Raw genomic sequence first — 22,273 nt, forward strand, 5'->3', positions numbered from 1 at the left:
ACTTTGTAATTTGCTCTTATTATTTATTTCTACTTATCAATTTACGTGATAATATGTAAGTGTTCACAACATAATCAAACATTACAGGAGTAATCGTATGTTTTCATTTGACAGAGCACATCCCGAAGATGTAGATGTTACATCTTCATCCATAAAAGAACTTTTGGAATTTCTTGACCAAAAAGAAATCCCCATGCACTCTCTTTTAATAATGAGAAATGACAAGCTCATATTTGAAAAGTATTATGCGCCATACAAAGCGGATACACTTCATCGCATGTTTTCAATCAGTAAGAGTATGACTGCACTTGCCATATTTCTTTTGATCGACAAAGGACTGATTGGTTTAGACAACTCAATAACTGACTATTTCCCTGAATATACAGATAAAAATACTCATCAATGGATAAAAGACACAACCATAAGAAATATGCTTGAAATGAGAACCTGTCATGCTTCAACTACTTATAAGGTAGATATGAAATCAGACTGGGTAAAGAGCTTTTTCACAGTAGAGCCGACTCACAAGCCCGGTACTGTTTTCCATTACGACACGTCAGCAGCCCATGTCCTGTGCGCTCTGGTTGAAAAAATAACGCAGATGCCAATGCTGGATTATTTAAAAGAAAACGTATTTGACTACATGGATTTTAGCAGCGATTCGTACATGGTAAAAGATCCCTTTGGAGTATCAATGGGCGGAAGCGGCCTTATGGCAACTCCTATGGATTTTTTGAAAATCCTTTACCTTGTTGAAAGAAAAGGTACTGTCATCTGCAATGATGGGCAAAAAAGGAATCTTTTGCCTTCTAACCTTATAGAACTCGCAACATCAAACCTAAACGACACTGTCATGACTGCTCCAATTCCCGGTGAAGCTCAGGGCTATGGAATGCAAATTTGGCAAAACGAAAAAGGCGGATACCTACTGTATGGTATGGGTGGTCAGCTGGGAATTAGTATTCCCGACAAAAATCTTCTGATAATCACTACCGCTGATACGCAGGGAATCCAAGGTGGCAATCAGATTATTTACGATGGCATATATCAGTTTCTTTTACCTGGAGTTGAATGCGAAAGATCAAAAACCGATAACGATACTCTTAAAGATTATCAAAACCTTTTGGATTACGCAGATAAACTTTCAATTGCACCGCCGCGACTACCTGTCGGAAGAAAAATCGGCAATCCTTCAATAAGTAGTGAATTGCTGCTCAATCACTTTTTTAATATAAATACTGGTGAAGATAAAAAATATATTCTATCCCAAAATAAGCAGGGATTTGAAAATCTTTCCATCAATCTTTCAAGGGATGGCAAATCTTATTTACTATTTACGAGAAGGCCAAATAATGGCAGCGATATTGAGAGCATCAAACTGGATTTTGGCCTTGAACATATGGAAGAAGGAATGTTCCCAATTTACAACAATCCATATGTCTCAGGCGGTATTTTCCTTCGTGAAAACGTGCTGTATATCCGTTTCCATCTGATCGGCGAAAGCGTTGGTTCAATTCGTATGGAGCTATATTTTGGCGATAAAGACATAACAGTATTCATGCGAAAAATTGAAGAAACATACTTCAAAGAATTTGACGGACATCTATACGGAACTTTAGTATAAAAAGCTCATAGAAATGCTTGTAACATTCAAGAATGCATACATCCCGTCGTATACGCGGATTTCTGAAATTAAGTTCAGGAAGTCTTTCATTTCTTTACGAAGTTAATTATTTTTTTAAGTTATTTTAAGTTTTGTTTATTATCCTTTCCTTGTATCGTAGCAAGGAAAGGATTATTTATGACTTCAGGAATTCAAGGATTAAGTACATATCAGATGCAGCTTCAGTCAATAAGCACAAAGGTAAACGCTCTTACAAAGAGCAATACTACATCTTCTCAAGCAGCAGCTGCAGCTTTAAGGCAACAGATATCAACACTTTACAGCAAGATAAACACTATTCAGTCATCAAACACAGCATATATGTTTAAGCAATCTGCATACTACTATGATAAAACCGCACACCTTCAGATTCAGGAAGCACCATCTTTTGAAACGTTAGCATAAAATAATAAAACACAAAAAGCATTCCGGAAATGATATGTACCCAAAATTCAGGACACATATAAAAAAACGGAATGCTTTTTTATTATATTTGATTAGTCAACAAAACCACTGTCTCTATCGACCTTGTAAAAGGGAACATATCCACCGGAATGGCTTTTTCAGCCTTAAATCCATTCTTTTTCAAAACACCAAGATCTCTGGCAAGGGAGTCAGGGCTGCAGGAGATATATACCACCTTTTTAGGCGACAGGATTTTAAGTGATTCAATGAATTCCGGTGTAGAGCCTGATCTTGGCGGATCCATGAACACTACATCAACCTTATCTCCTGATGCTGCCATTTGCTGCATAAATATCGTGGCATCATTGTTATAAAATGTTATATTATCAACATTATTTATTTTGGCATTGAGGTTAGCATCCTTAACAGCATCTTTATTAAGTTCAACTCCTATTACCTCTTTTACGTGAGAACTTGCGATTATTCCAATGGTTCCTACGCCGCAATAGCAGTCAAGTGCCACCTCATCACCTTTAAGTTCAGCCATTTCAATCGCTGTTTTATACAAAACTTCCTGCTGAACGGGATTCACCTGGTAAAAAGACTTGGGACTTATCTTGAACTTCATTCCACAACAGATATCATAGATAAATCCCGGCCCATACATAGGCTTTTCCTTGTCACCAAGGATCATGCTGGTCTGCTTATCATTTACATTAAGAACAATTGTTGTAATCTCAGGATGAGCCTTTCTAAGAGCTTTTACAAAGTTATTCTTTGAAGGAAAAATAGGAGAAACCGTAACCAGAACTACCATAATCTCTCCGGTGTTCTTCCCAATTCTGATAAGCACATGGCGAAGAAGTCCAAAACCATTATCCTCATCATATGTCTTGATCTTAAAGGATTTAAGCATTCCGCGAATAGTCGCTATAATAGCATCTGCTTTCTGATCTTCCAAAAGACATGAATCAATAGGCACTACCTCGTGAGTTCCCTCTCTATATATGCCAGAGAGCGGATTACCCTTTTTATCATGAGTGAAAACAGCATGAACCTTGCATCTGTAATGCTCAGGCTCTTCCATTCCAACAAAAGAAGCCACTTTAGTATATGGCTCAAGAAGTTCCTTTACATGAGCATGCTTCTGCCTCAGCTGCTTATCATACGGAGTGTCAATCATCTGGCATGCACCGCACTTCTTAAAATACGGGCAACGACTTACAGAATGAGCTTCATTATTTCGCCCGGTATCCGTTTTTCCTGATCTTACTGCCTTGGTCGTTCTGCCATTTGCCGATACATTTTTTCTTTCCGGACTGCTTCTTTTAACCGATGATTTTTCTCTTATCTCATTATCCCTCTTGAAGGCCGGTTTCTTTCTATTTCCACCCTCTTTTCCCGATAATGATTTTTTATTATTTCCGCAAAATTTCTTCTCAGCCATATTTTCTCCTACTTTTAAGCAAAAGAAAAAGGGATTATTTAATCCCCTTTTCAACTATCTCACTCTTCATAATCATCCTGACTGGTCTCAAACTTCAGTTCAGGCATCTCAAGTCCATCGCTCTCTTTAACAACTGAATCGCTTCTCTTGCGAATGCGCTCAGTATTTTTCTCCTCACCATAGTCCTTGAACTTAATTCCTTCTATTCCCTGAGCAAGAGCCTTGGCACGAGCTATCTCTCCCCTGTTGATCTTAAAAGTACATACGATCTTACTACCGCTTCTATCAAACAATCTCTGGAAAAAAGATTTATCCTGCCACTCTATAAAATAAGAAATTCTGTGTGCAAGGAATCTCTCTTCAAGTTGCTTTTTGCTCTCTACGCTATAAACTCTGCAAAATGGTATCTCATTATTAAAGACCTGATTATTCTGAATAATTGATGACATAACGACCTCACAATACAATTTTTGAACAGAAAATATCTGTTACAATTATAGATTATAGCGTAGTAAACAATTTCTTTCAAATCTATTATGCAGCTAAATCATTCTCTTTAAAAATAACGCTTTTTCTGGGCTCAAGAGCCAAAAGAAGCATCATTCCCAGAACATAACATGATATTATCTCTCCTGCTCCAACAGTGAGTGTAAAGAACAAAAGTGTTCCCGGTGCCTCATAAACATGTATAAGAACCTGAGGAACCACAATCATATTTGCAACAATCGGTGGAATCGGGCAAAGCCACTTGGCAACCGGATTTTTAACTTTCTTTGCGATAAAATATGTAACAACAGCACCAGCCAAAGTAGCAAGTGAGCCAAATACAGTATCAAGGAACATACATCCGGTAAGCGTGTTACTGAGAATACATCCAATGAAAAGTCCCGGAATAGCAGCCGGCGTGAAGTAAGGCAGAATGGTAAGTGCCTCCGAAAAGCGCACCTGAACAGCCTGATTGGCAAGTCCCAGTGCATTGGCAAGTAATGTCAAAACGACATAGAGAGCCGCAATCACTGCAGCCTGAGTGATAAATAATACCTTTGTGTTACGCATATAAAATTCTCCTTTAGTTTTGTTTTATGTCAGGAAGGTCTCGAACTGACATTTTTTAGTGCAACGTATGTTATAATAGCATTAGTTTTTGCTATTGTCCACCACTATTTTACGAGGTTTTTTTATGAAAAGAAACTACAAATTTATCATAAGTTATGATGGAACAAGATTCTATGGATGGGAAAGGCAGCCAAATAAAGAAATGACCATTCAGGGCAAGATAGAATCTGTACTAACAAGAATGACGAATTCAGAAAATGAACCGGTAAATCTGATAGGCGCCGGTCGAACAGATGCTGGAGTCCATGCCAGAGCAACCTGTGCCAATGCTTTTCTTGACACCGATCTTACCGAAGAAGAAATCAAAAACTATATGAACAAATATCTTCCTGAAGATATAAGCGTAAACGAAGTAAAGGCCTGTTCAGACAGATTTCATGCCAGATATAATGCTCTCGGAAAAACTTACAGATACACATGCTGGTGCGGTAATTCAAAGCCCGTTTTTGACAGAAAGTATGTAACTATCCTTGATAGCAAACCGGATGTTGAAAAAATGAGAAAAGCCGCTGAATTTCTTGTGGGCACCCATGATTTTAAAAGTTTTTGCGGTAACAGTAAAATGAAAAAATCTACAGTCAGATGTGTAGATACCATAAACATCGAAGAAAGCGGCAATTACATCCGTATTTATTTCCATGGCAATGGTTTTCTTCAGAACATGGTACGGATTCTTACAGGGACTCTTTTAGAGGTCGGATACGGCAGTATCCCCGTTGATTCCGTAAAAGAAATTCTTAGTGCCTGTGACCGCCAAAAAGCCGGTCCCACAGCTCCGCCTCAAGGTCTTTGCATGATGAAGGTAGACTACTGAAAAAGCTCACGCGGCTTGTGCCTTGCGTGAGCTTTTTAATTCAAATATTTATTTTGGCAAGAACACTCGACTTTTCTTCCATAACCTCTCTGACAGCAACATTTATTTTGCCTGTAGCAAGTCTCTTAATATAGATTACAAGTTCTCCGCCAAGTGTCTTTCTGTAATTGGCTGTGTACGGTGTAAGATCTGATAAATCACCATTATCAATTCCTGCAAGTTCTCCGGCTCCCGTTACCTGAACAAGAATATCCTTTTCAGGAAGATTCTCAGGAACCTTTACAAGAACCTGATAAATGTATCCTATCTCTTTGTGATTTTCTATGAATTCCGACTTTAGATTCATATCACAACATAGTTCAGGTTTCCAAAGTTCTACAGTAACTTCATCGGATTGCTTTTTGGTAAGTCCTACGCCACCCCAAAGTTTGCTTCTCTCATAAAACTCTTCTTTGGCAAAACCGGCAGTCGTAATAAATCCGGCAGATGATCCTCTTACAGGCCATCCCAAAGCCTCTCCCAGATAATCAATTCCCGTCCATAAGAACTGTCCACACACATAATCATTGTCCTTGACAACTTTCCATGCTTCAGGACTATGTCCGTTTTCACTTCCCAAAAATGTCTTTTTTGGGAAACGTTTATGATCCTGCTCATATAAATGCTCTTTATAGTTATAACCAACTACATCAAGTTCATCAATAAAGCCTATCCTTGTGGAAAGCTCAGGAAATGCTGCCGCAACGGTTACAGGTCTTGTTGAATCCTCATCCTTAACTATTGAAACAAGCTCTTTGGCAATAACTGAAAGGCGCTCCATGTTTGGCTTATTTACATCATACTGCCTCTCGGCTGCAGGCTTATTGTTGTCATTGTTTCCGGTCATTTCAGAAAACATAGGGTGACAATACGGATCATTGGGATAATCTATCTCATTACCTATGCTGTACAGAATCACTGATGGGTGATTTCTATCTCTTCTTATCATGGTTCTGAGATCAATTTCATGCCACATAGGGAAGTCTTCATAGTAGCCCTGATGCTTTGGCGGATAAACGTTATGCCCCGTTGACCACTTATTCTTGGGGTTCTCCCATTCATCAAAAGCCTCATCCATCATCATAAAACCAATTTCATCACATAAATCATAAAGTTCCGGCATATGAGGATTATGGCTGCATCTTATGGCATTACAACCTGATTTTTTCAAAAGTTCAAGTCGTCTTCTCCACACTTCTTTTTTCATGGCAGCGCCCAAACATCCGCCATCATGATGAACACAGACACCTTTAAACTTCATGCTCTTTCCATTTAATGAAAATCCCTTATTAGGGTCAAAAGAAAAGGTTCTTATGCCTACTTTTCTGGTATCAACAAGATAGCTCTTTCCGTCCACTGACAATCTGGTTTCCAGGGTATAAAGATATGGTGAATCCGGAGCCCAGAGCTTTGGGCTTTTAAAAGACCCCGATAAACCTATTATTTCTGTTTTTCCCTCTGATGCAGACAACTCTCCCTGCATCACAAGGGCTATTTTCCCATCGTTGTCAAGGAGCGTACTCTGAGAAATGACCTTGGTCTTCTTTTTTTTGCCAATCCCCGACACACCACAATATATCTCATTTCTGACAGAAACTTTGGCAATTGTTTTCTTGCCGTCTTTTTCAACACTGTCACACTTAAAGAAAATTCCGCCAACTACAGGAGCTACCTGCTCTGAAATCATAAGAGTAACCTTACGTGTTATACCGCTTCCCGTAAACCATCTGGAATCAGCTATATCTGTGTGAACAACTTTTACACTTACCTGTGTAAGTTCTTCACCAAAGCTGGCCTGTCCTGAAATGTCATAAGCTATCTCAGAATAGCCATAAGGTCTTTTACCCATAAAATAGCTGTTGACCCATACATAGCTGTTTTTATATATACCATCAAATATAAGGGTTATCTTTTTCCCTCTGTATTCCTCCGGAATACGGATACTTATCCTGTACCATGCTATTCCTCCACGAAGATAGCCTGTGCCGCTTGAATAATCCTTGGAAAAAGGTGAAGTTACAGAAAAGTCGTGGGGAACCGTTACATCCTCCCAGCTGCTGTCATCATAGCCTTTATACCAGGCATCTTCGCACTCTCCGTAGTGAAATTTCCAATTATTAGTTAGTGTTATTCTTTTTGTATCCATATGTCCTCTCTGGGATTATAAGGATGGCTCATCCTTTAATTCTATAGTATCTGTATGTTTGCCATCTGTCTCAAAGATAATGATCTCATTCTCACCATCTTTAAGAAGCGGTGCAGGTATATATAATCTCTTCTGCGGACCAATTTCCCAAAATCTTCCGAGATTAAACCCATTTAAGAATATAACACCTTTTCCCCATCCTTCAAAGTCCAAAAATGTATCTGCTTTATCTTTTACATCTAAAGTAAAGCGATAAAAGGCCGGAGTTCCCTCTTTGTACTCCTTGGTAAAGTCAACTTTTTCTATATTATCAAGAGGAAGTGTATAAATGTCCCAGTCATTGTGGATATGTCCATTGATCTGAACGCATCTTCCGATTCCTTTTCTCTGTGTCTCCATACGAGGTCCAAAGTTTACTCTTCCCATATTTTCAACCAGGACATCAAATTTCTCATTAAGACCTTCAAGTGTTCCTGTAGAAAGCCCTGCCTCACCGATTGCGGCTGCTGCAGTTTCGGGAGTTAGTCCATTCTCCATCATGAACTTTCCGGCAAGCATCTGCGCCGGTTGACTGCAGGCAAGGTATTTCTCCATAGGAATATTATGTTCTTCATCAAGTTCATGGTCATAAAGCGTAATAAGAGGATTTTCATCCACAAATACATTGGCTCTGTCTGCAGTTTCCCACAATTTAAGCTTTGCTATGCCGGCTTCTGAATGAAGTCTTGATCTGTAAAGAATATAGCCGTAGCTCTGGTCAAGTTCCTCCATGTTTACAGTATATGGCAGGTGTACCGGAGTGCTAAGATCATCAACTACTGAGAAAAGACTTACCTTTTCCGAGCAAGTAAGTTTGCCATAGCTCTTTCTCTTAATATCCATTGAAAGCTTAACATCAGGAACATCCACGTACTTTGAAATGACCTCTTTATATTTTTTGTATTTCTCAGTAATTTGGCCATCCTCTGTAAGAATCCCATCATAGTCATAGCTCGTAACATCGGGAGTAAGCTCGTCGTAGTAATTGGAGCCATTCATAAATCCAAAGTTAGTGCCTCCCTGGAACATGTAAATACTAACATTACCAAGTTCGAGCATTTTGTCAAGATCCTCAGTACTCTGTACAAGATTTCCCTTCATATGACCGCCGTTGCCCCAATGATCAAACCAGCCTACCCAGAATTCAGCACACATAAGCGGTCCACCCTTTGTGTATTCCTTTATTACATTAAATCTCTCTTCCGTTTTGGAGCCAAAATTCCCTGTAGGATGCGCACCTTCGGCAAATCCGCCTCGATAGCTTTCATGATATGGTCCGTCAGATGTAATAAGCGGCACTGTTACACCATATTTTTTCATAAGATCTGACATAAATTTCATGTATTCATGATCATTGGCATAATATCCATACTCATTCTCAATCTGCATGAGAATAATATTTCCGCCATTGTCAATCTGGTACTTTGTGATTTTGGGTAAAAGAACCTTATAATAATCCTCCACAGCATCCAAAAATGGCTTATAACTTACACGAAGGCGCATATTTCTGTCCTTTAAAAGCCATGCCGGAAGACCGCCAAATTCCCACTCTGCGCAGATATATGGTGAAGGTCTTATTATAATATAAAGTCCAAGCTCTGTGGCAGTCTGGATGAATTTTTCCACATCACAGAGTCCTTCAAAATTAAACTCACCTTTTTTAGGCTCAGTAAGATTCCATGGTATATATGTCTCCACCGTATTGCAGCCGAGAGCTTTAAGCTTTTCAAGCCTGTCTCTCCAGTACTCAGGAACAGTCCTGAAATAATGAAAAGAACCGGATATAACCTTAAAAGGTTCACCGTCAAGAATAAACGTATCTTTGATTTCAAATTTTCCCATAACAATCTCCTATAATTAAGTTTTTATCCTTATATACCCACATTTTTTTCATCAAAATATAAATATATAAAAATAAAATCATAATGCGGAGCGTTCATTATATCATAAAAATTCATTCCTTGTAGTATAAAAGGGAATACTGTTAAATCAACAGTATTCCCTTTTTTAATGTTTTTAGGTCTGCTCCTAATGATTACTTATAAAGAGCATCGAACTGAGCCTGAAGTTCTGCTGTAACATCATCAATACCTGCAGTCTTAAGAGCTGCCTGCATTTCAGCTACGATATCCTCAGCACTTCCATTGTAAAGGCCGAAAGAAATCTGCTTCATGTAGTTTGTATACTGTTCGTTACAGTTATCAATCTTGCCCTGGATGCTGTCTACTTCAGGAACGAACTGACCATATGGATAGTCAATCTTGATCTTGTCATATTCAGCATAGAGTGCATCGATAGCATCCCAGTTTCTTGTAGCGTCCTTGATCTCAAGGTCGTCGTTTCTGCCCCACCAGTAGTTTGTCATACCGTTGATGTTCTCAGTTTCTGAGTTGTATGAAGCAGGTGTTGTACGAAGTCCGTTAGAATCAAGTTCCCATGACTTTCCTTCAATACCATAGCAGAAGAGCTTGTAGCACTCAGGATCGTTTCTTAAAAGGTCATAAACCATAAGAGCACGCTCTGGGTTTGCACTTCCTGCAGAAACAGCCATAGCACCGTGTGTAATTGAAAGAGCTACAACGTTCTGAGTCTCTTCGCCCCAATAGAAGAATCCTACTTCAGCTTCCGGATCATCCTGGAAAATTGTGTTTGCAGGAGTTGCTGAGCAAAGATCTGTCCATGTCTGTGTATGGTGCTGCTCTACAGCAACATCGCCTACACGGAACTCATCACGGTTACTTCCTGATGTGTTGTTAAGTACGTCTGTTGGCCAGATACCAGCCTGAGCCCATTCCTTCATAAGCTTTGCATACTCAACAAGTGACTCTGTCTCTGTCATTACAGGTGTTGTGATTGTGTAAAGGTCATCCTTTGTACCACCCCAAAGAGCACCTGAGCAGATACCATCAACTGCTACGAAGTTTGTATGTGATGCGATCCAGCCGTTAGCCATCTGTGAATACTGTGTTCCGTCTGAATCCCAAACATACTTAAGATCTGGCTTGTTTTCTTTGCACCACATAACATATGTTGTCATGTCTTCCCAGCTGTGAACGCCATTTGCAAGACCAGCTTCCTTAGCCCAGTCAAGACGATAGATCCAGCCGTGGTTTGTCCACTGTGCATAATTGTCTTCAGGGATAAGATAGATCTCACCATTGTATTTGCAAAGTTCCCAGTGATCTGCAGGAACGCTTGCCCATGTCTGAGGTGCATATGTCTTAAGCATATCCTCTGAGAGCTCAAGGAAAGCACCATTCTTAGCATTTGGCCAAGCATCAAGCCAGTCAGATGCTGTTCCTACAAGGTCTACACTACCGTCCATACGAGCAAGTGTAAGGTTGTAGTTTGAAAGATAATCTGTCCAAGGAATATAGTAAATCTGAAGTTCTGCATTAACCTTTTCTGTAAGGATCGCATTGAGCTGATCAAGCATCTCATTAAGGTTAGCTTCCTTCTCGCTTCCTGCCTCCGGCGGATCTCCTGTTGTCATGTAATTGATAACAACGTGTTCAGATGTGTCGATTGCAGCAGCGTCTGCGCTTGCAGATGAATCTGTGCTCTCTGTGCTTGTTGTTGACTCTGTCTGTGTAGCAGTTGTGTCACTACCAGTTGTTGTGTTCTCTGCTGTAGATGAGCCACAAGCAGCAACTCCCATTACCAGGCTTGCGCTAAGTAATGTTGCTAATAACTTTTTCTTCATTTTTTTCCTCCTTCTTGATAATAAGAAAATAAGTATCTGAATCCGCAAAATGCAGAGTTCATTCACATAAAATCATGTGGCAGTTAACGGCGAGCATTTATTTTTGCATAAGCAATTTTGCGAGCCTTAGAATACGCCGGTACTTAGCCTGTGTTTTTTACAGGCTTAGTACTGCTGCGTATTCTACGGAGCGAAAGCGTCCGCAAAATGGTTATGTAATAAAAAATGCGTTAGCCCTTAACAGCACCAACCGTAATACCACCAATGAAATACTTCTGAACGAATGGATAAAGAAGTACGATAGGTCCTGTTGCCAAAACTGCGTTAGCCATCTTTACACTCTGCTCAGGAATATCTGTAAGTGTTACGTACTGTCCGGCAACTGAATTACGAAGTGCATCAAGCTTATTGACAATTTCATAAAGTGTGTACTGAAGCGGCTTAACTGTTACTTTAGCTGTAAGGAAAAGTGATGACTGATACCACTCATTCCAATAACCAAGAGCAAGGAAAAGACCTATTGTAGCAAGTGCAGGCTTAATCATAGGCAAGATAAGATAAATAAAAACTGTCATATCTCCTGCTCCGTCAATTTTTCCCGACTCTGTAATCTCATGAGGAATCTGTTTGATGAAATTCTTCATAAGAATAATAAGCCAAGGTGACATCATAAGCGGAAGTAAAACCGCAAGATAGCTGTCGAGAAGCTTATATGTCTGTGTCATCAAAAGGTAATATGGTGCAAGTCCGGCACTAAAAAGACTTGTGAAATAAATGTAGAAAGAAATTGCATTTCTAAGCGGGAAGTCTTTTCTCTGAAGTGCATAACCGGTCATGGCGATAATAAGAAGACCGCAAACTGTTCCTACCAGAGTCATCATGATTGTAAGACCATATGACTTCCAGATATTTCCGCTGACAATTACCATCTCGTAAGCTTTCAAAGTTACATCTCTTGGAATGAGCTGAACTCCGTGAGCTCTTATATATGATTCACTTGTAAATGATGTTCCAATAATAATGAGGAAAGGAAATACGCAAGCTATTGCATAAAGAGTAACAAGCACATAACCGAGTCCTCTTACAACGTAATCCGATTTTCCAAGTTTAATCTTGGAGTTTCCTACTTCAAACTCCATATCTTTACTTTTTGCCATTTCTCAATTTCTCCTTCTTTTTTAGAATAAAGAGTAGTCAGGATCTATCTTCTTAACCGCAAAGTTAGCAAGCATTACTATAATAAAGCCAACTATTGACTGGTAGAAACCAACCGCTGAAGCAGTTGAGAAATTGAAATCTGACATTGTAGCTCTATATACGAAAGTCTCAATAATATCCGTTGTCTCATAAAGAACTGAGTTAGAACCGATTATGTTCCAGAACAGTCCGAAGTTACCTCTTACAATTCCACCCAGAGCAAACAAAAGCAAAATAACAATTGTAGGACGAAGTGATGGAAGGATAATGTATCTGATACGCTGGAAAGCATTAGCACCATCAACCTTTGAAGCCTCAATGATCTCTGCATCAATTCCGCAAATAGCAGCAAAGTAAACAACTGAATTGTAACCTGTCTGCTGCCACAAGTGGATCAGGACAATGAGCCATGGCCATACGCTTGGATCTGAATATGGCTGCCACTTTGCTTTTCCAAGTGCAGTAAGGATTTCATTTACAAATCCTGTATCATAGTTCAAAAGGGAATAAACCAAAAGACCAACCAAAACCTGAGAAATAAAGTAAGGTAAAAACATAAGTGTCTGTGATACCTTCTTAAACATCTTGGCTCTGATCTCATTTAACAATATAGCGATAAGAACCGCAACAAGATTACCAAGAATAATAAACGCCAGGTTGTAAAGTACTGTGTTTCTTGTCAGGGAAAAGAGCTTTCCCGACTCTGCAAGGAATTCAAAATTCTGAAGTCCTACAAATTTACTTCCGAAAATTCCTTTACGATAATTGTATTTTACAAAAGCCACCCATATGCCCGGCATAGGCATGTAACTGAACAAAAAGAAAAATACTACTGCCGGCAAACACATAAGTTCCAGAACTCTGTATCTCCATAGTGTTTCCAAAACACCGCGTTTCCTGACTCCTGTAGAAGTTGTCTTGCTTCTTTTTAACATAATATCCTCCTACTAAAAAACTTTTTGGTTGCAATCATCACGGCACAGTCCCCATATTGTGCATTTTTACCTTATGCAACCGATTTCATAATAATATTTAATCATAATTGACATATTATTTCAATGCATTTTTTGAAACCGATTGCACTTTTGGCAATATGCAACAAAAAAACGGAGTTATTTTAATAACTCCGCCTGTTTTTTGTTGAAAATGATTAATCAGGTGCCTTTCCTGTACTTTCTCTAAATACCAGCCTGGGCTCAACCATCTGATTATCATCTGTTTTTTGTCCTTTGATTACTGCAATGGCTGTATCTACCAGCATTTTTCCAAAATGGTCATAATCATAATCAATACTTGTAAGCTTTGGTGAGAGAATATCTGCTGTGTAAGTATTATCAAAGCTTACTACTGATATATCCTCAGGCACTCTAAGTCCATGTTCTCTTATACTCCTGAGAGCTCCGGAAGCAGCAAAGTCATTTATGGCAACTATGGCTGTAGGCTGTTCACTTAATTCAAGCAGCTTGTTCGTACCTTCATATCCGGAAACAGGATCGTAATTTCCATTAATGACATACTCTCCTTTTACAGCAATGCCATGCTTTTTTAGATTTTCCACGTAGCTGTTATACTTATTATATGTTGACACAACTCTCATAAGTCCGCCAACCATTGCTATCTTCTCATGTCCAAGTCCTATCAGGTGTTCCATGATAATATCCATGGCCTTTGTCTGATTAATTGAGACGCTGTATACGGGAGCTTTATCTATCTTTCCTGTAACTACAACAGGTGTAGTTTTGCATATATCCCTAAGCTTTTCAGCGTAAGAATCATCGGTAACAAGGTCATCTACTCTTCCGCCTATCTGAATGATGGCATCCACTCTCTGCTGCATCAAATAGTCAAGCTGATTGACTTCTCTTTCTTTAACACCTAATGAATTGGCAAGAACAACACTGTACCCCGCAGCTTCTGCGGCCAACTCACATGAGACAAACAAGCTTGCATAAAAAGGGTTCCTGATATCTGCCGCTATTACTCCGATAGTTTTTGTTGATGTATCAGATAGCCCTTTTGCCAGTGCATTGGGCTTAAAATTGTACTTTTCAATTATCTTTTGGATTCTTTCTTTCTTTTCCTTGCGGACAGACGCGCTTCCTGTAAGTACGCGAGAAACAGTGGACGCAGAAACTCCTGCCTCCTTGGCAATATCATAGATTGTTATGGTTTTTGCGGTATTCAGCTTTTCTTTTTCCATAAGAAACTCCGTCTTGGGGACTGTCTGAAACCGATTTCAAAATTAATATTACGAAATATGCTTTTTATTGTCAACTACTTTAGCAAAAAATGGGCTCTCAGTACTTTAGCAAAAAAATGGGCTCTCAGCTCATTGCTGAAAGCCCATATATACGCCTGGGATATCATCCTCAGTAAGGTGGAATTTTTCATGATCGTCATCCGCTTCCGCCGTTTCCATCTTAACTACGTTTACATATCCGTCATTGATCATATCAACCATGTATTTAACTATAGATGGATCAAACTGCGTTCCTGCACCCTTTTGAATCTCTTCTATTATCTCATCCTTGTTCAAATGCCTTCTATACACACGGTTACTCGACATAGCGTCATAAGAATCAGCAACTCCGACTATTCTGGCATATAAAGGAATAATATCGCCTTTAAGACCATCCGGATATCCTGTTCCATCATATCTCTCATGGTGATAAAGAGCTGTTTCCCTTACCCCTCTAAGAGATGACAACTGAAGCAGCATTTTACCGCCTGCTACCGTATGATTCTGAATAGCTTTTCTCTCCTCATCAGAGAGCTTACCGGGTTTATTGAGCACCGCATCGGGAACACTAATTTTTCCTGCATCATGCAAGAGCCCTGCATAATATATATTTTGAATCTCATCCTCTGAAAGTCCCATTCTTTTGGCAATTTCAGCGGCATACATGGCAACTCTTCTGGAATGGCCTCTTGTATAGGGATCTTTTGCATCAATGAAATTAATGAAGGTATTCATTGATTGCAGAATAATTTTTACATCATTTCTCTGTCTTTCTTTGTAGTTTCTGACATTGACCCTTGTAACCAAAAGCCCGACAAATACGATAATAAGAACTATAATGAGCAGCAATATAATTCTCTTTATCATATCCGTCAGCTCTGAAGATATCTTATATCCCTTTATACTGATCTCCGTAGGTGTAAACACCTCATCCATCGTTACTATTATTCCAAAAACAATATTCTCACCTGAATAAATAACATTGTTGTAGTATGTTGGCTTCAGATACAAAAAACAACTGCTCTCGTCAAAAGCCGCTTCAACTCCCCAATAGTTTTCGAGTTTGGAACCACTTGGCAGCTCAATCTTAATTATCCAATTTGACAGATTACTATTTCCCGTGTTATATACCTCAAAATCAAATTGTGAAGCATACCCCGTCGCGCTCTCCCAGGTAGCAGCCTTTGTCATACTTGAATAGAACTCATCAGACAATCTGGCACCGGTAAGACTTATGTTTTCTTCATAAGAAGCAGATACGTAGTTGTTCGCAATGATGTCAACGGTATAATATGCGACAAACAGAATAACAAACAGCGACAGAAAAACAATCACCAGTTTTGTTGTTTTACCTAATTTCATGCCTTATCACCTTCTATTGTCAGCTAAATGATGCTTTCTTTTTTGGATATACATGAGCTCGTCTATAGCTATCTGAAACTGTTTTACTGACATGGACTCAGCAGGATTATAAATCATACTTCCCATGCTAACTTCAAGTTTATATGGTTTTTCACCTCTGTAATTCCATTTATCCAACTCATCATCTATTAATTCTATTCGATCTTCCAATTCATCCTGAGAATCTATGCTGCAAATAACACAGAACTCATCACCGCCAAATCTTCCTATTGCAGCCTCGTTAGAAAAAACCTTAAACAATATTGTTGATACTATCTTAAGAGCATAGTCGCCTTCATTGTGACCATATGTATCATTAATTTCTTTAAACCTGTCCAAATCCAGCATTATAGCGGAAAACCGATGCCCTGTGGACAATGAGGTTTTTATATTGTTTTCCATAACAATATCTATTCCTCTTCTGTTAAGTGCTCCTGTAAGATAATCTATATCAAGGTTTTTGCTTTGAAGGTAGAAAAAGAGAATCAGAATCCCTATAGCTATCGAACCATATGTCATATTCATTTCTGTGAAAAAAACCTGCAGGCATCCGCCCGCCAAAGCAATCAGCGGCAGCGCCAAAATAGGTTTCTGATATCCGGAATAAATTGCATTAAAGTTAAGTATCACGTATACCGATAACAAAACACAGAACACTAAAATAAGAATACCTCTCACAAGGAAGAACGGTCCTCTTAAATAGTTAATACCATCAAAATAATAGAACCAATCCAAATTAAACAGAACAGATACTGTAACCAAAACAAAATTTATTCCCATAAATGCTCTGTATATATATGTAACTTCTTTTTGACATTTAGCTTTTGATTCATCAAGCCAGCAATTGATATATAAAATAGCAAAAAGATAATCTGCCGGATCCAACGCATAAATAATATAGTATCCAATCTTCATCCCTATTGCATATTTTTCAGGGTATAGTTCCCCGATATGTCCAATAGTTTCTGCTATGACCAGTATTAAGGTCATAACAACCAGTTGAACAAAACGTTCCGCCGACTTTGTATTATTGGTTTTTCCCTGAAATATAAGAACAAGAACCAATAAAAGTGCCGTGTAAAAATTTAAAATTATCCAACCTGAAATAGCCAAAAATAAAGCCCCTTTATCGCCTAATCTTCTACCTTTACTACGACTTCATTATACTAAATAGGGTCCATTTCTTTGTGATAATTTATAGAATTTTTATGTTTTTTGGCAATTTAGTTTCAACAGAAAAAGCCTTTTTAGGAAAAAGAATTTCTTTTTCACTAAAAAGGCTTTTATCACAAGAATAATAATTATCTCTGGATACGTCCTGACCCGTCTCCACCTGCAAGCTTGTTAACTTCGTCAACAGTTACAAGGTTGAAGTCACCTTCGATTGTGTGCTTAAGAGCTGAAGCAGCTACAGCGAATTCGATTGTTGCCTGAGGATCGAACTCATTTACGCAGCTGTAGATAAGTCCGCCACCGAATGAATCACCGCCACCAACACGGTCAACGATACGAAGAGCATATTTCTTTGAGAAATAAGCCTGTCCATCTGTGTAAAGCATTGCGCTCCAGTTGTTATCATTAGCTGAGATTGACTCACGAAGTGTAATAGCAACTTTCTTGAATCCAAATCTATCTGTGAGCTTCTGAGCAACTTCGATGTAGCCCTCTCTGTTGAGCTTACCTGTTGTAACGTCTGTAGAAGAAGCAGCGATTCCAAATACATCAGCAGCATCCTCTTCGTTTGCGATACAAACGTCAACATACTTACAGATCTCGCCCATAACCTTTCCGGCTTTTTCCTTGCTCCAGAGCTTACCTCTGTAGTTAAGGTCACATGAAACTGTAAGTCCGTGCTCTTTAGCCTTCTTAGCAGCCTCAAGAGTGATCTCAGCAAGTGAATCACTTACAGCTGGAGTAATTCCTGTGAAGTGGAACCACTCAGCACCTTCGAAGATCTCATCCCAATTGAAGTCTGCAGGAACAGCCTCAGCAATTGCTGAATGTGCTCTATCATAGATGCACTTTGAGCCTCTCTGTGAAGCACCTTTCTCGTTGTAGTAGATACCTACTCTGTCGCCACCTCTTGTGATCTTAGATGTATCTACGCCATATTTTCTAAGTGAGTTAACTGCAGCCTGTCCAATTTCGTGCTTAGGAAGCTTTGTAACGTAAACTGAATCAAGTCCGTAGTTTGCAAGAGAAACAGAAACGTTTGCCTCTCCGCCACCAAATGTAGCCTCAAGATGATCAACCTGAACGAATCTTAAATAGTTATCAGGCTGAAGACGAAGCATGATCTCACCAAATGTAACAACTTTCTTTGACATAATAATTAATTCCTTTCATTACTGCGCTAAAGTGTAGATTAGATATATGTGTTAAATGTTTTAGTAACAAAATTACTCATTCTTGCCAAGGTGAACAGCAAATCCGCCGAAATCATCAGCAAGATAAGCAACCTTAAGATGATTGTCTGCATCATATGAGAATGAAGACTCATCAAATTTAACGCCCTGCTTAGAAAGATGATATACAGCTCTGTCGATGTTATTGCATCCAATAGCAATGTGTCCGCATGTTCCACGGCCCTTAGACTTCATAACTTCTACAGCTGATCCAGCAAATACAGAAGAATTGCCAACTTTCTTTGTAAGGCCAAAGAGAGCATCAAACTTATCTGCAACAGCCTCAGCAGCCTCAGCGCTATCCTGGTTGATTCCGATGTGCTTAAGCTTGAAGCCAAGCATAGCATTTACAGCGTCTCTTGTCATAGCTTCGATCTCATCAAACTTACCTGCAGAAATGAGGTCCTTCTTAACCATCCAGCTACCACCACAGCAGAATACTTTGTTGAAGCTGAGGTAATCGTTAAGGTTGTTCTTATTGACTCCGCCAGTAGGCATGAAGTGCATCTTTGTGTAAGGTGCTGCCATAGCTTTGATCTTTGCAATTCCACCGTTCTGCTCAGCAGGGAAGAACTTAACACAATCAAGACCAAGTTCGATAGCTTGCTCAACTTCGCCAGGTGTTGCTGTTCCGGGAACAACAGGTACTCCGATTGACTGAATGTACTCAATGTTTGATCTGTTAAATCCAGGGCTTACAATAAACTTAGCTCCTGCAGCCTTTGCTCTGTCAGCCTGCTCAGCATTAAGTACTGTGCCTGCACCAACGATCATCTCAGGGAATTTCTGAGAGATGATCCTGATAGCTTCCTCAGCAGCTGCTGTACGGAATGTAACCTCAGCAGCAGGAAGTCCTCCCTTTATAAGAGCTTCTGCAAGAGGCTCAGCATCCTTTGCATCGTCGATAGCGATTACTGGTACAATACCAATTCTGTAAAGTTCTTCACAAATCTTATCCATTTTATTGCCTTTCTATTTTAAAAAAAATTTAATATATTCATTTGACTAACACCGCGATTACTTCACTTCGTTCGCGTAATCGCTCCATCAATTCGGAAATCGATAAACTCATATTCATTCGTTTATCTTTTTTCCTCATTGATGGCGCATCTCAAAGTTGCAGATGCATTACTGCGCAAGCGCAAATGCATCTGTAACTTTTATCTGCTGTTAGTCAACATCCTGGAACTTTGAAGGATCGAGGTTACTTGGATCCTGTCCGATGTATGCTGAAATACCACCATCAATATATACAACCTGACCGTTGATAAAGTCAGAAGCAGGTGATGCAAGGAATACAGCAAGTCCCATAAGGTCTTCTGTCTTGCCCCATCTCTGAGCAGGTGTCTTTGAACGGATAAATCTGTCAAATGGATGCATTGATCCATCAGGCTGTTTCTCACGAAGAGGTGCTGTCTGAGGAGTTGCAATGTAACCAGGTCCAATAGCGTTACACTGGATATTGAACTGACCATACTCTGAGCAGATGTTTCTTGTGAGCATCTTAAGTCCGCCCTTAGCTGCTGCATAAGCAGATACTGTCTCACGACCAAACTCAGACATCATTGAGCAAGCGTTGATGATCTTTCCGCTTCCTTTCTTGATCATAGCTGGAAGTACAGCCTTTGAGCAGATGAAAGGACCTGTAAGGTCAACATCGATAACCTGCTGCCACTGATCTACTGTCATATCTATCATAGGAATTCTCTTGATGATGCCTGCATTGTTAACAAGAATATCAATTGTTCCTACGTTCTTTTCAACATCAGCAACGAAGTTCTGAACCTGATCTTCTTTTGTTACGTCACAAACAGCTCCGAAAGCATCGATACCAAGCTTTTTGTACTCAGCCATTCCCTTGTCAACAAGTTCCTGATTGATATCGTTGAATACTACTCTTGCTCCGCTCTCTGCAAATGCTACAGCATAAGCAAGTCCAAGACCATAAGAAGCACCTGTAACCCAGGCAATCTTACCTTCAAGTGAAAAATTCTTTAAAAAATCCTGCATTTTAATACCCTCCTAAAATTTTGTTTTGATTATTGAAACAACAATGAAATTCTGCTCCCATGCATCGCGCCTGCAAAACTTAATAAATACGCCAAATCCGATAAAACATCGTAAGGAAATTACTTAAGTTCCTGCATAGCACAATCATCCATATCATCGAAGTCCTGATTCTCTCCGACCATTCCCCAGATGAATGTATATGCCTGTGTTCCGCATCCTGAATGGATTGACCAGCTGGGGCTGATGACAGCCTGCTCATTTCTCATAACTATATGCCTTGTCTCTGTAGGCTCTCCCATGAAGTGCATTACAAGTGCATCCTCAGGAATATCAAAATAAAGATATACTTCCATACGTCTGTCATGTGTATGACATGGCATTGTATTCCATACGCTTCCCGGCTTAAGCTCTGTCATGCCCATTTCAAGCTGACAAGTCTCAACCTGCCCCGGAAGAATGTATTTATTTATAACTCTGTGATTAGCCTGTTCCAGAGATCCAAGTTCTTTCTTATTTTCATCCTTTATTATGACAACTCCCTCTGAAGGAGTTCCCTCTCTCTTAATAAGGACTGTAGGGTATGTCTTGTGTGCCGGAGCACTGTTGATGTAAAATTTAGCAGGCTTTGCAGCATCACAGCTTGCAAAAGAAACATCCTTTGCACCCATTCCAATATACATGCCCTGCTTGTAATCAACATCATATTTTTTTCCATCGATGGTGATAACTCCGGCTCCACCGATATTTATAACGCCCATCTCACGTCTCTGTAAAAAATAATCTGCTCTAAGTTCATCTCCAGCTGTAAGCTTAAGCTCCTCTTTAACAGGTACTGCTGAACCGGTGATAATTCTGTCTATATGACTGTAGACAAGCTTGATCTCATCCGGTTTAAACAGATCATCGATAAGATACTCTTCTCTTAATCTCTGAGTATCATAAAGCTTAGCATCTCTTGGTGAACTTGCTGTTCTAAGTTCCATATCTGCCTCCGTTCCAACTTTACTATCATATATGGGACAAACCCCATTTATTCACGCAATATCATAATACGGTATAACTTATTCTTTGTCAGTTCATTTTTAAACAGAAAAGTTGCAAATCTTGACCTGATGTAAGAGCTTTCATATTTCTTACATTCTATCACATTTCCCCCTTATCCACATTGCAAAAATTGCTGTATTTTTCATTTAATACTGCACTTTCTTGTAATCGTACGCAGATGAATCTACAGCATAAGCACAGTTCTGTTCACTCGGGTATTTTTCAATGTGATAAATTGGACATAAAACATTATCTGTGCAGTAGAAAAAAATCCAATGATACCCATAGATTTGGACAGAGCTCGGGTAGTATTCGCAAAGAGACAGTAAATACAAAATAATTCGCCACATTTCCTTTCATGCTTATTCAAAACAGGAAATGTGGCTCTTATTTTGTATTAACTGTCTCTATTGCTCCTACTAAATCGCTCTGTCCAAATCTATGGGTATCATTGGATTTTATTGGGTTATTGCAAAAAAGTATGACTTCTTGAACTGAATTTCAGAAATCCGCATATACTGCGGATTTCGTGAGAATATGAGTGAAGAGTCAACCAAGCCTCATCGACGAAGTCGATTTAAAATGGCTTGGTTGATGCATTCTTG

The 22,273-nt window shown here is 39.3% G+C and carries 18 protein-coding genes; 3 read left to right on the plus strand and 15 right to left on the minus strand.

Annotated elements, in window-relative coordinates; genetic code table 11:
* Positions 1–97: 97 nt before the first annotated feature.
* Complete coding sequence (locus J6O61_RS00270) at positions 98–1,624, plus strand: serine hydrolase domain-containing protein (RefSeq protein ID WP_292208160.1); 1,527 nt, start codon at positions 98–100, stop codon at positions 1,622–1,624.
* 177 nt (positions 1,625–1,801) lie between these two features.
* Positions 1,802–2,068, plus strand: coding sequence for a hypothetical protein (locus J6O61_RS00275; protein WP_292208163.1), 267 nt, complete (start codon positions 1,802–1,804; stop codon positions 2,066–2,068).
* A gap of 82 nt (positions 2,069–2,150) precedes the next feature.
* Here J6O61_RS00275 and rlmD read toward each other — a convergent pair whose 3' ends face one another.
* The 3 genes from rlmD to J6O61_RS00290 form a co-directional block, all read right to left on the minus strand.
* Positions 2,151–3,515: a 23S rRNA (uracil(1939)-C(5))-methyltransferase RlmD gene (rlmD, locus tag J6O61_RS00280; RefSeq protein ID WP_292208166.1), complete on the minus strand. Its 1,365-nt coding sequence runs from the start codon at positions 3,513–3,515 to the stop codon at positions 2,151–2,153.
* Positions 3,516–3,574: 59 nt separating this feature from the next.
* Positions 3,575–3,964, minus strand: coding sequence for a hypothetical protein (locus J6O61_RS00285; RefSeq protein WP_292208169.1), 390 nt, complete (start codon positions 3,962–3,964; stop codon positions 3,575–3,577).
* A gap of 85 nt (positions 3,965–4,049) precedes the next feature.
* The gene (locus tag J6O61_RS00290) at positions 4,050–4,571 is read right to left on the minus strand and encodes a QueT transporter family protein (RefSeq protein ID WP_292208172.1); all 522 of its coding nucleotides are present in this window, start codon (positions 4,569–4,571) and stop codon (positions 4,050–4,052) included.
* Positions 4,572–4,695: 124 nt separating this feature from the next.
* On the opposite strand from J6O61_RS00290, the gene truA reads away from it, so the two are divergent.
* Entirely contained in the window at positions 4,696–5,445 is a 750-nt protein-coding gene (truA, locus tag J6O61_RS00295) for a tRNA pseudouridine(38-40) synthase TruA (protein ID WP_292208174.1), read from the plus strand.
* A 40-nt stretch (positions 5,446–5,485) separates the two neighbouring features.
* Here the strand turns inward: truA and J6O61_RS00300 are convergent, their stop codons facing one another.
* From J6O61_RS00300 to kduI, 12 genes are all read right to left on the minus strand, one after another.
* Complete coding sequence (locus J6O61_RS00300; RefSeq protein WP_292208177.1) at positions 5,486–7,630, minus strand: glycoside hydrolase family 2 TIM barrel-domain containing protein; 2,145 nt, start codon at positions 7,628–7,630, stop codon at positions 5,486–5,488.
* Positions 7,631–7,645: 15 nt separating this feature from the next.
* Entirely contained in the window at positions 7,646–9,511 is a 1,866-nt protein-coding gene (locus J6O61_RS00305) for a glycoside hydrolase family 35 protein (RefSeq protein ID WP_292208180.1), read from the minus strand.
* A gap of 193 nt (positions 9,512–9,704) precedes the next feature.
* Positions 9,705–11,372: an ABC transporter substrate-binding protein gene (locus J6O61_RS00310; RefSeq protein WP_292208183.1), complete on the minus strand. Its 1,668-nt coding sequence runs from the start codon at positions 11,370–11,372 to the stop codon at positions 9,705–9,707.
* 230 nt (positions 11,373–11,602) lie between these two features.
* On the minus strand, positions 11,603–12,529 hold the full coding sequence (locus tag J6O61_RS00315) for a carbohydrate ABC transporter permease (RefSeq protein ID WP_292208186.1): 927 nt from the start codon (positions 12,527–12,529) through the stop codon (positions 11,603–11,605).
* 21 nt (positions 12,530–12,550) lie between these two features.
* Positions 12,551–13,504 carry an ABC transporter permease gene (locus J6O61_RS00320; RefSeq protein WP_292208188.1) on the minus strand — a complete coding sequence of 318 codons (954 nt, stop codon included), beginning with the start codon at positions 13,502–13,504 and terminating at the stop codon, positions 12,551–12,553.
* Positions 13,505–13,719: 215 nt separating this feature from the next.
* Entirely contained in the window at positions 13,720–14,769 is a 1,050-nt protein-coding gene (locus tag J6O61_RS00325) for a LacI family DNA-binding transcriptional regulator (protein WP_292208190.1), read from the minus strand.
* Positions 14,770–14,898: 129 nt separating this feature from the next.
* The gene (locus tag J6O61_RS00330) at positions 14,899–16,170 is read right to left on the minus strand and encodes an HD domain-containing phosphohydrolase (protein ID WP_292208193.1); all 1,272 of its coding nucleotides are present in this window, start codon (positions 16,168–16,170) and stop codon (positions 14,899–14,901) included.
* Positions 16,171–16,176: 6 nt separating this feature from the next.
* The gene (locus J6O61_RS00335; protein ID WP_292208196.1) at positions 16,177–17,199 is read right to left on the minus strand and encodes a GGDEF domain-containing protein; all 1,023 of its coding nucleotides are present in this window, start codon (positions 17,197–17,199) and stop codon (positions 16,177–16,179) included.
* 311 nt (positions 17,200–17,510) lie between these two features.
* Positions 17,511–18,536 carry a sugar kinase gene (locus J6O61_RS00340; protein ID WP_022775591.1) on the minus strand — a complete coding sequence of 342 codons (1,026 nt, stop codon included), beginning with the start codon at positions 18,534–18,536 and terminating at the stop codon, positions 17,511–17,513.
* Between the two features lie 72 nt (positions 18,537–18,608).
* Positions 18,609–19,574, minus strand: coding sequence for a bifunctional 4-hydroxy-2-oxoglutarate aldolase/2-dehydro-3-deoxy-phosphogluconate aldolase (locus J6O61_RS00345; protein ID WP_022775592.1), 966 nt, complete (start codon positions 19,572–19,574; stop codon positions 18,609–18,611).
* A 210-nt stretch (positions 19,575–19,784) separates the two neighbouring features.
* A complete protein-coding gene (locus J6O61_RS00350) occupies positions 19,785–20,624 on the minus strand; it encodes a gluconate 5-dehydrogenase (RefSeq protein WP_292208199.1) in 840 nt (279 codons plus the stop codon).
* 119 nt (positions 20,625–20,743) lie between these two features.
* Positions 20,744–21,607 carry a 5-dehydro-4-deoxy-D-glucuronate isomerase gene (kduI, locus tag J6O61_RS00355; RefSeq protein WP_292208202.1) on the minus strand — a complete coding sequence of 288 codons (864 nt, stop codon included), beginning with the start codon at positions 21,605–21,607 and terminating at the stop codon, positions 20,744–20,746.
* Positions 21,608–22,273 lie beyond the last annotated feature (666 nt).

This window comes from Butyrivibrio sp. (genome assembly GCF_017635265.1).
Lineage (GTDB): Bacteria > Bacillota > Clostridia > Lachnospirales > Lachnospiraceae > Butyrivibrio.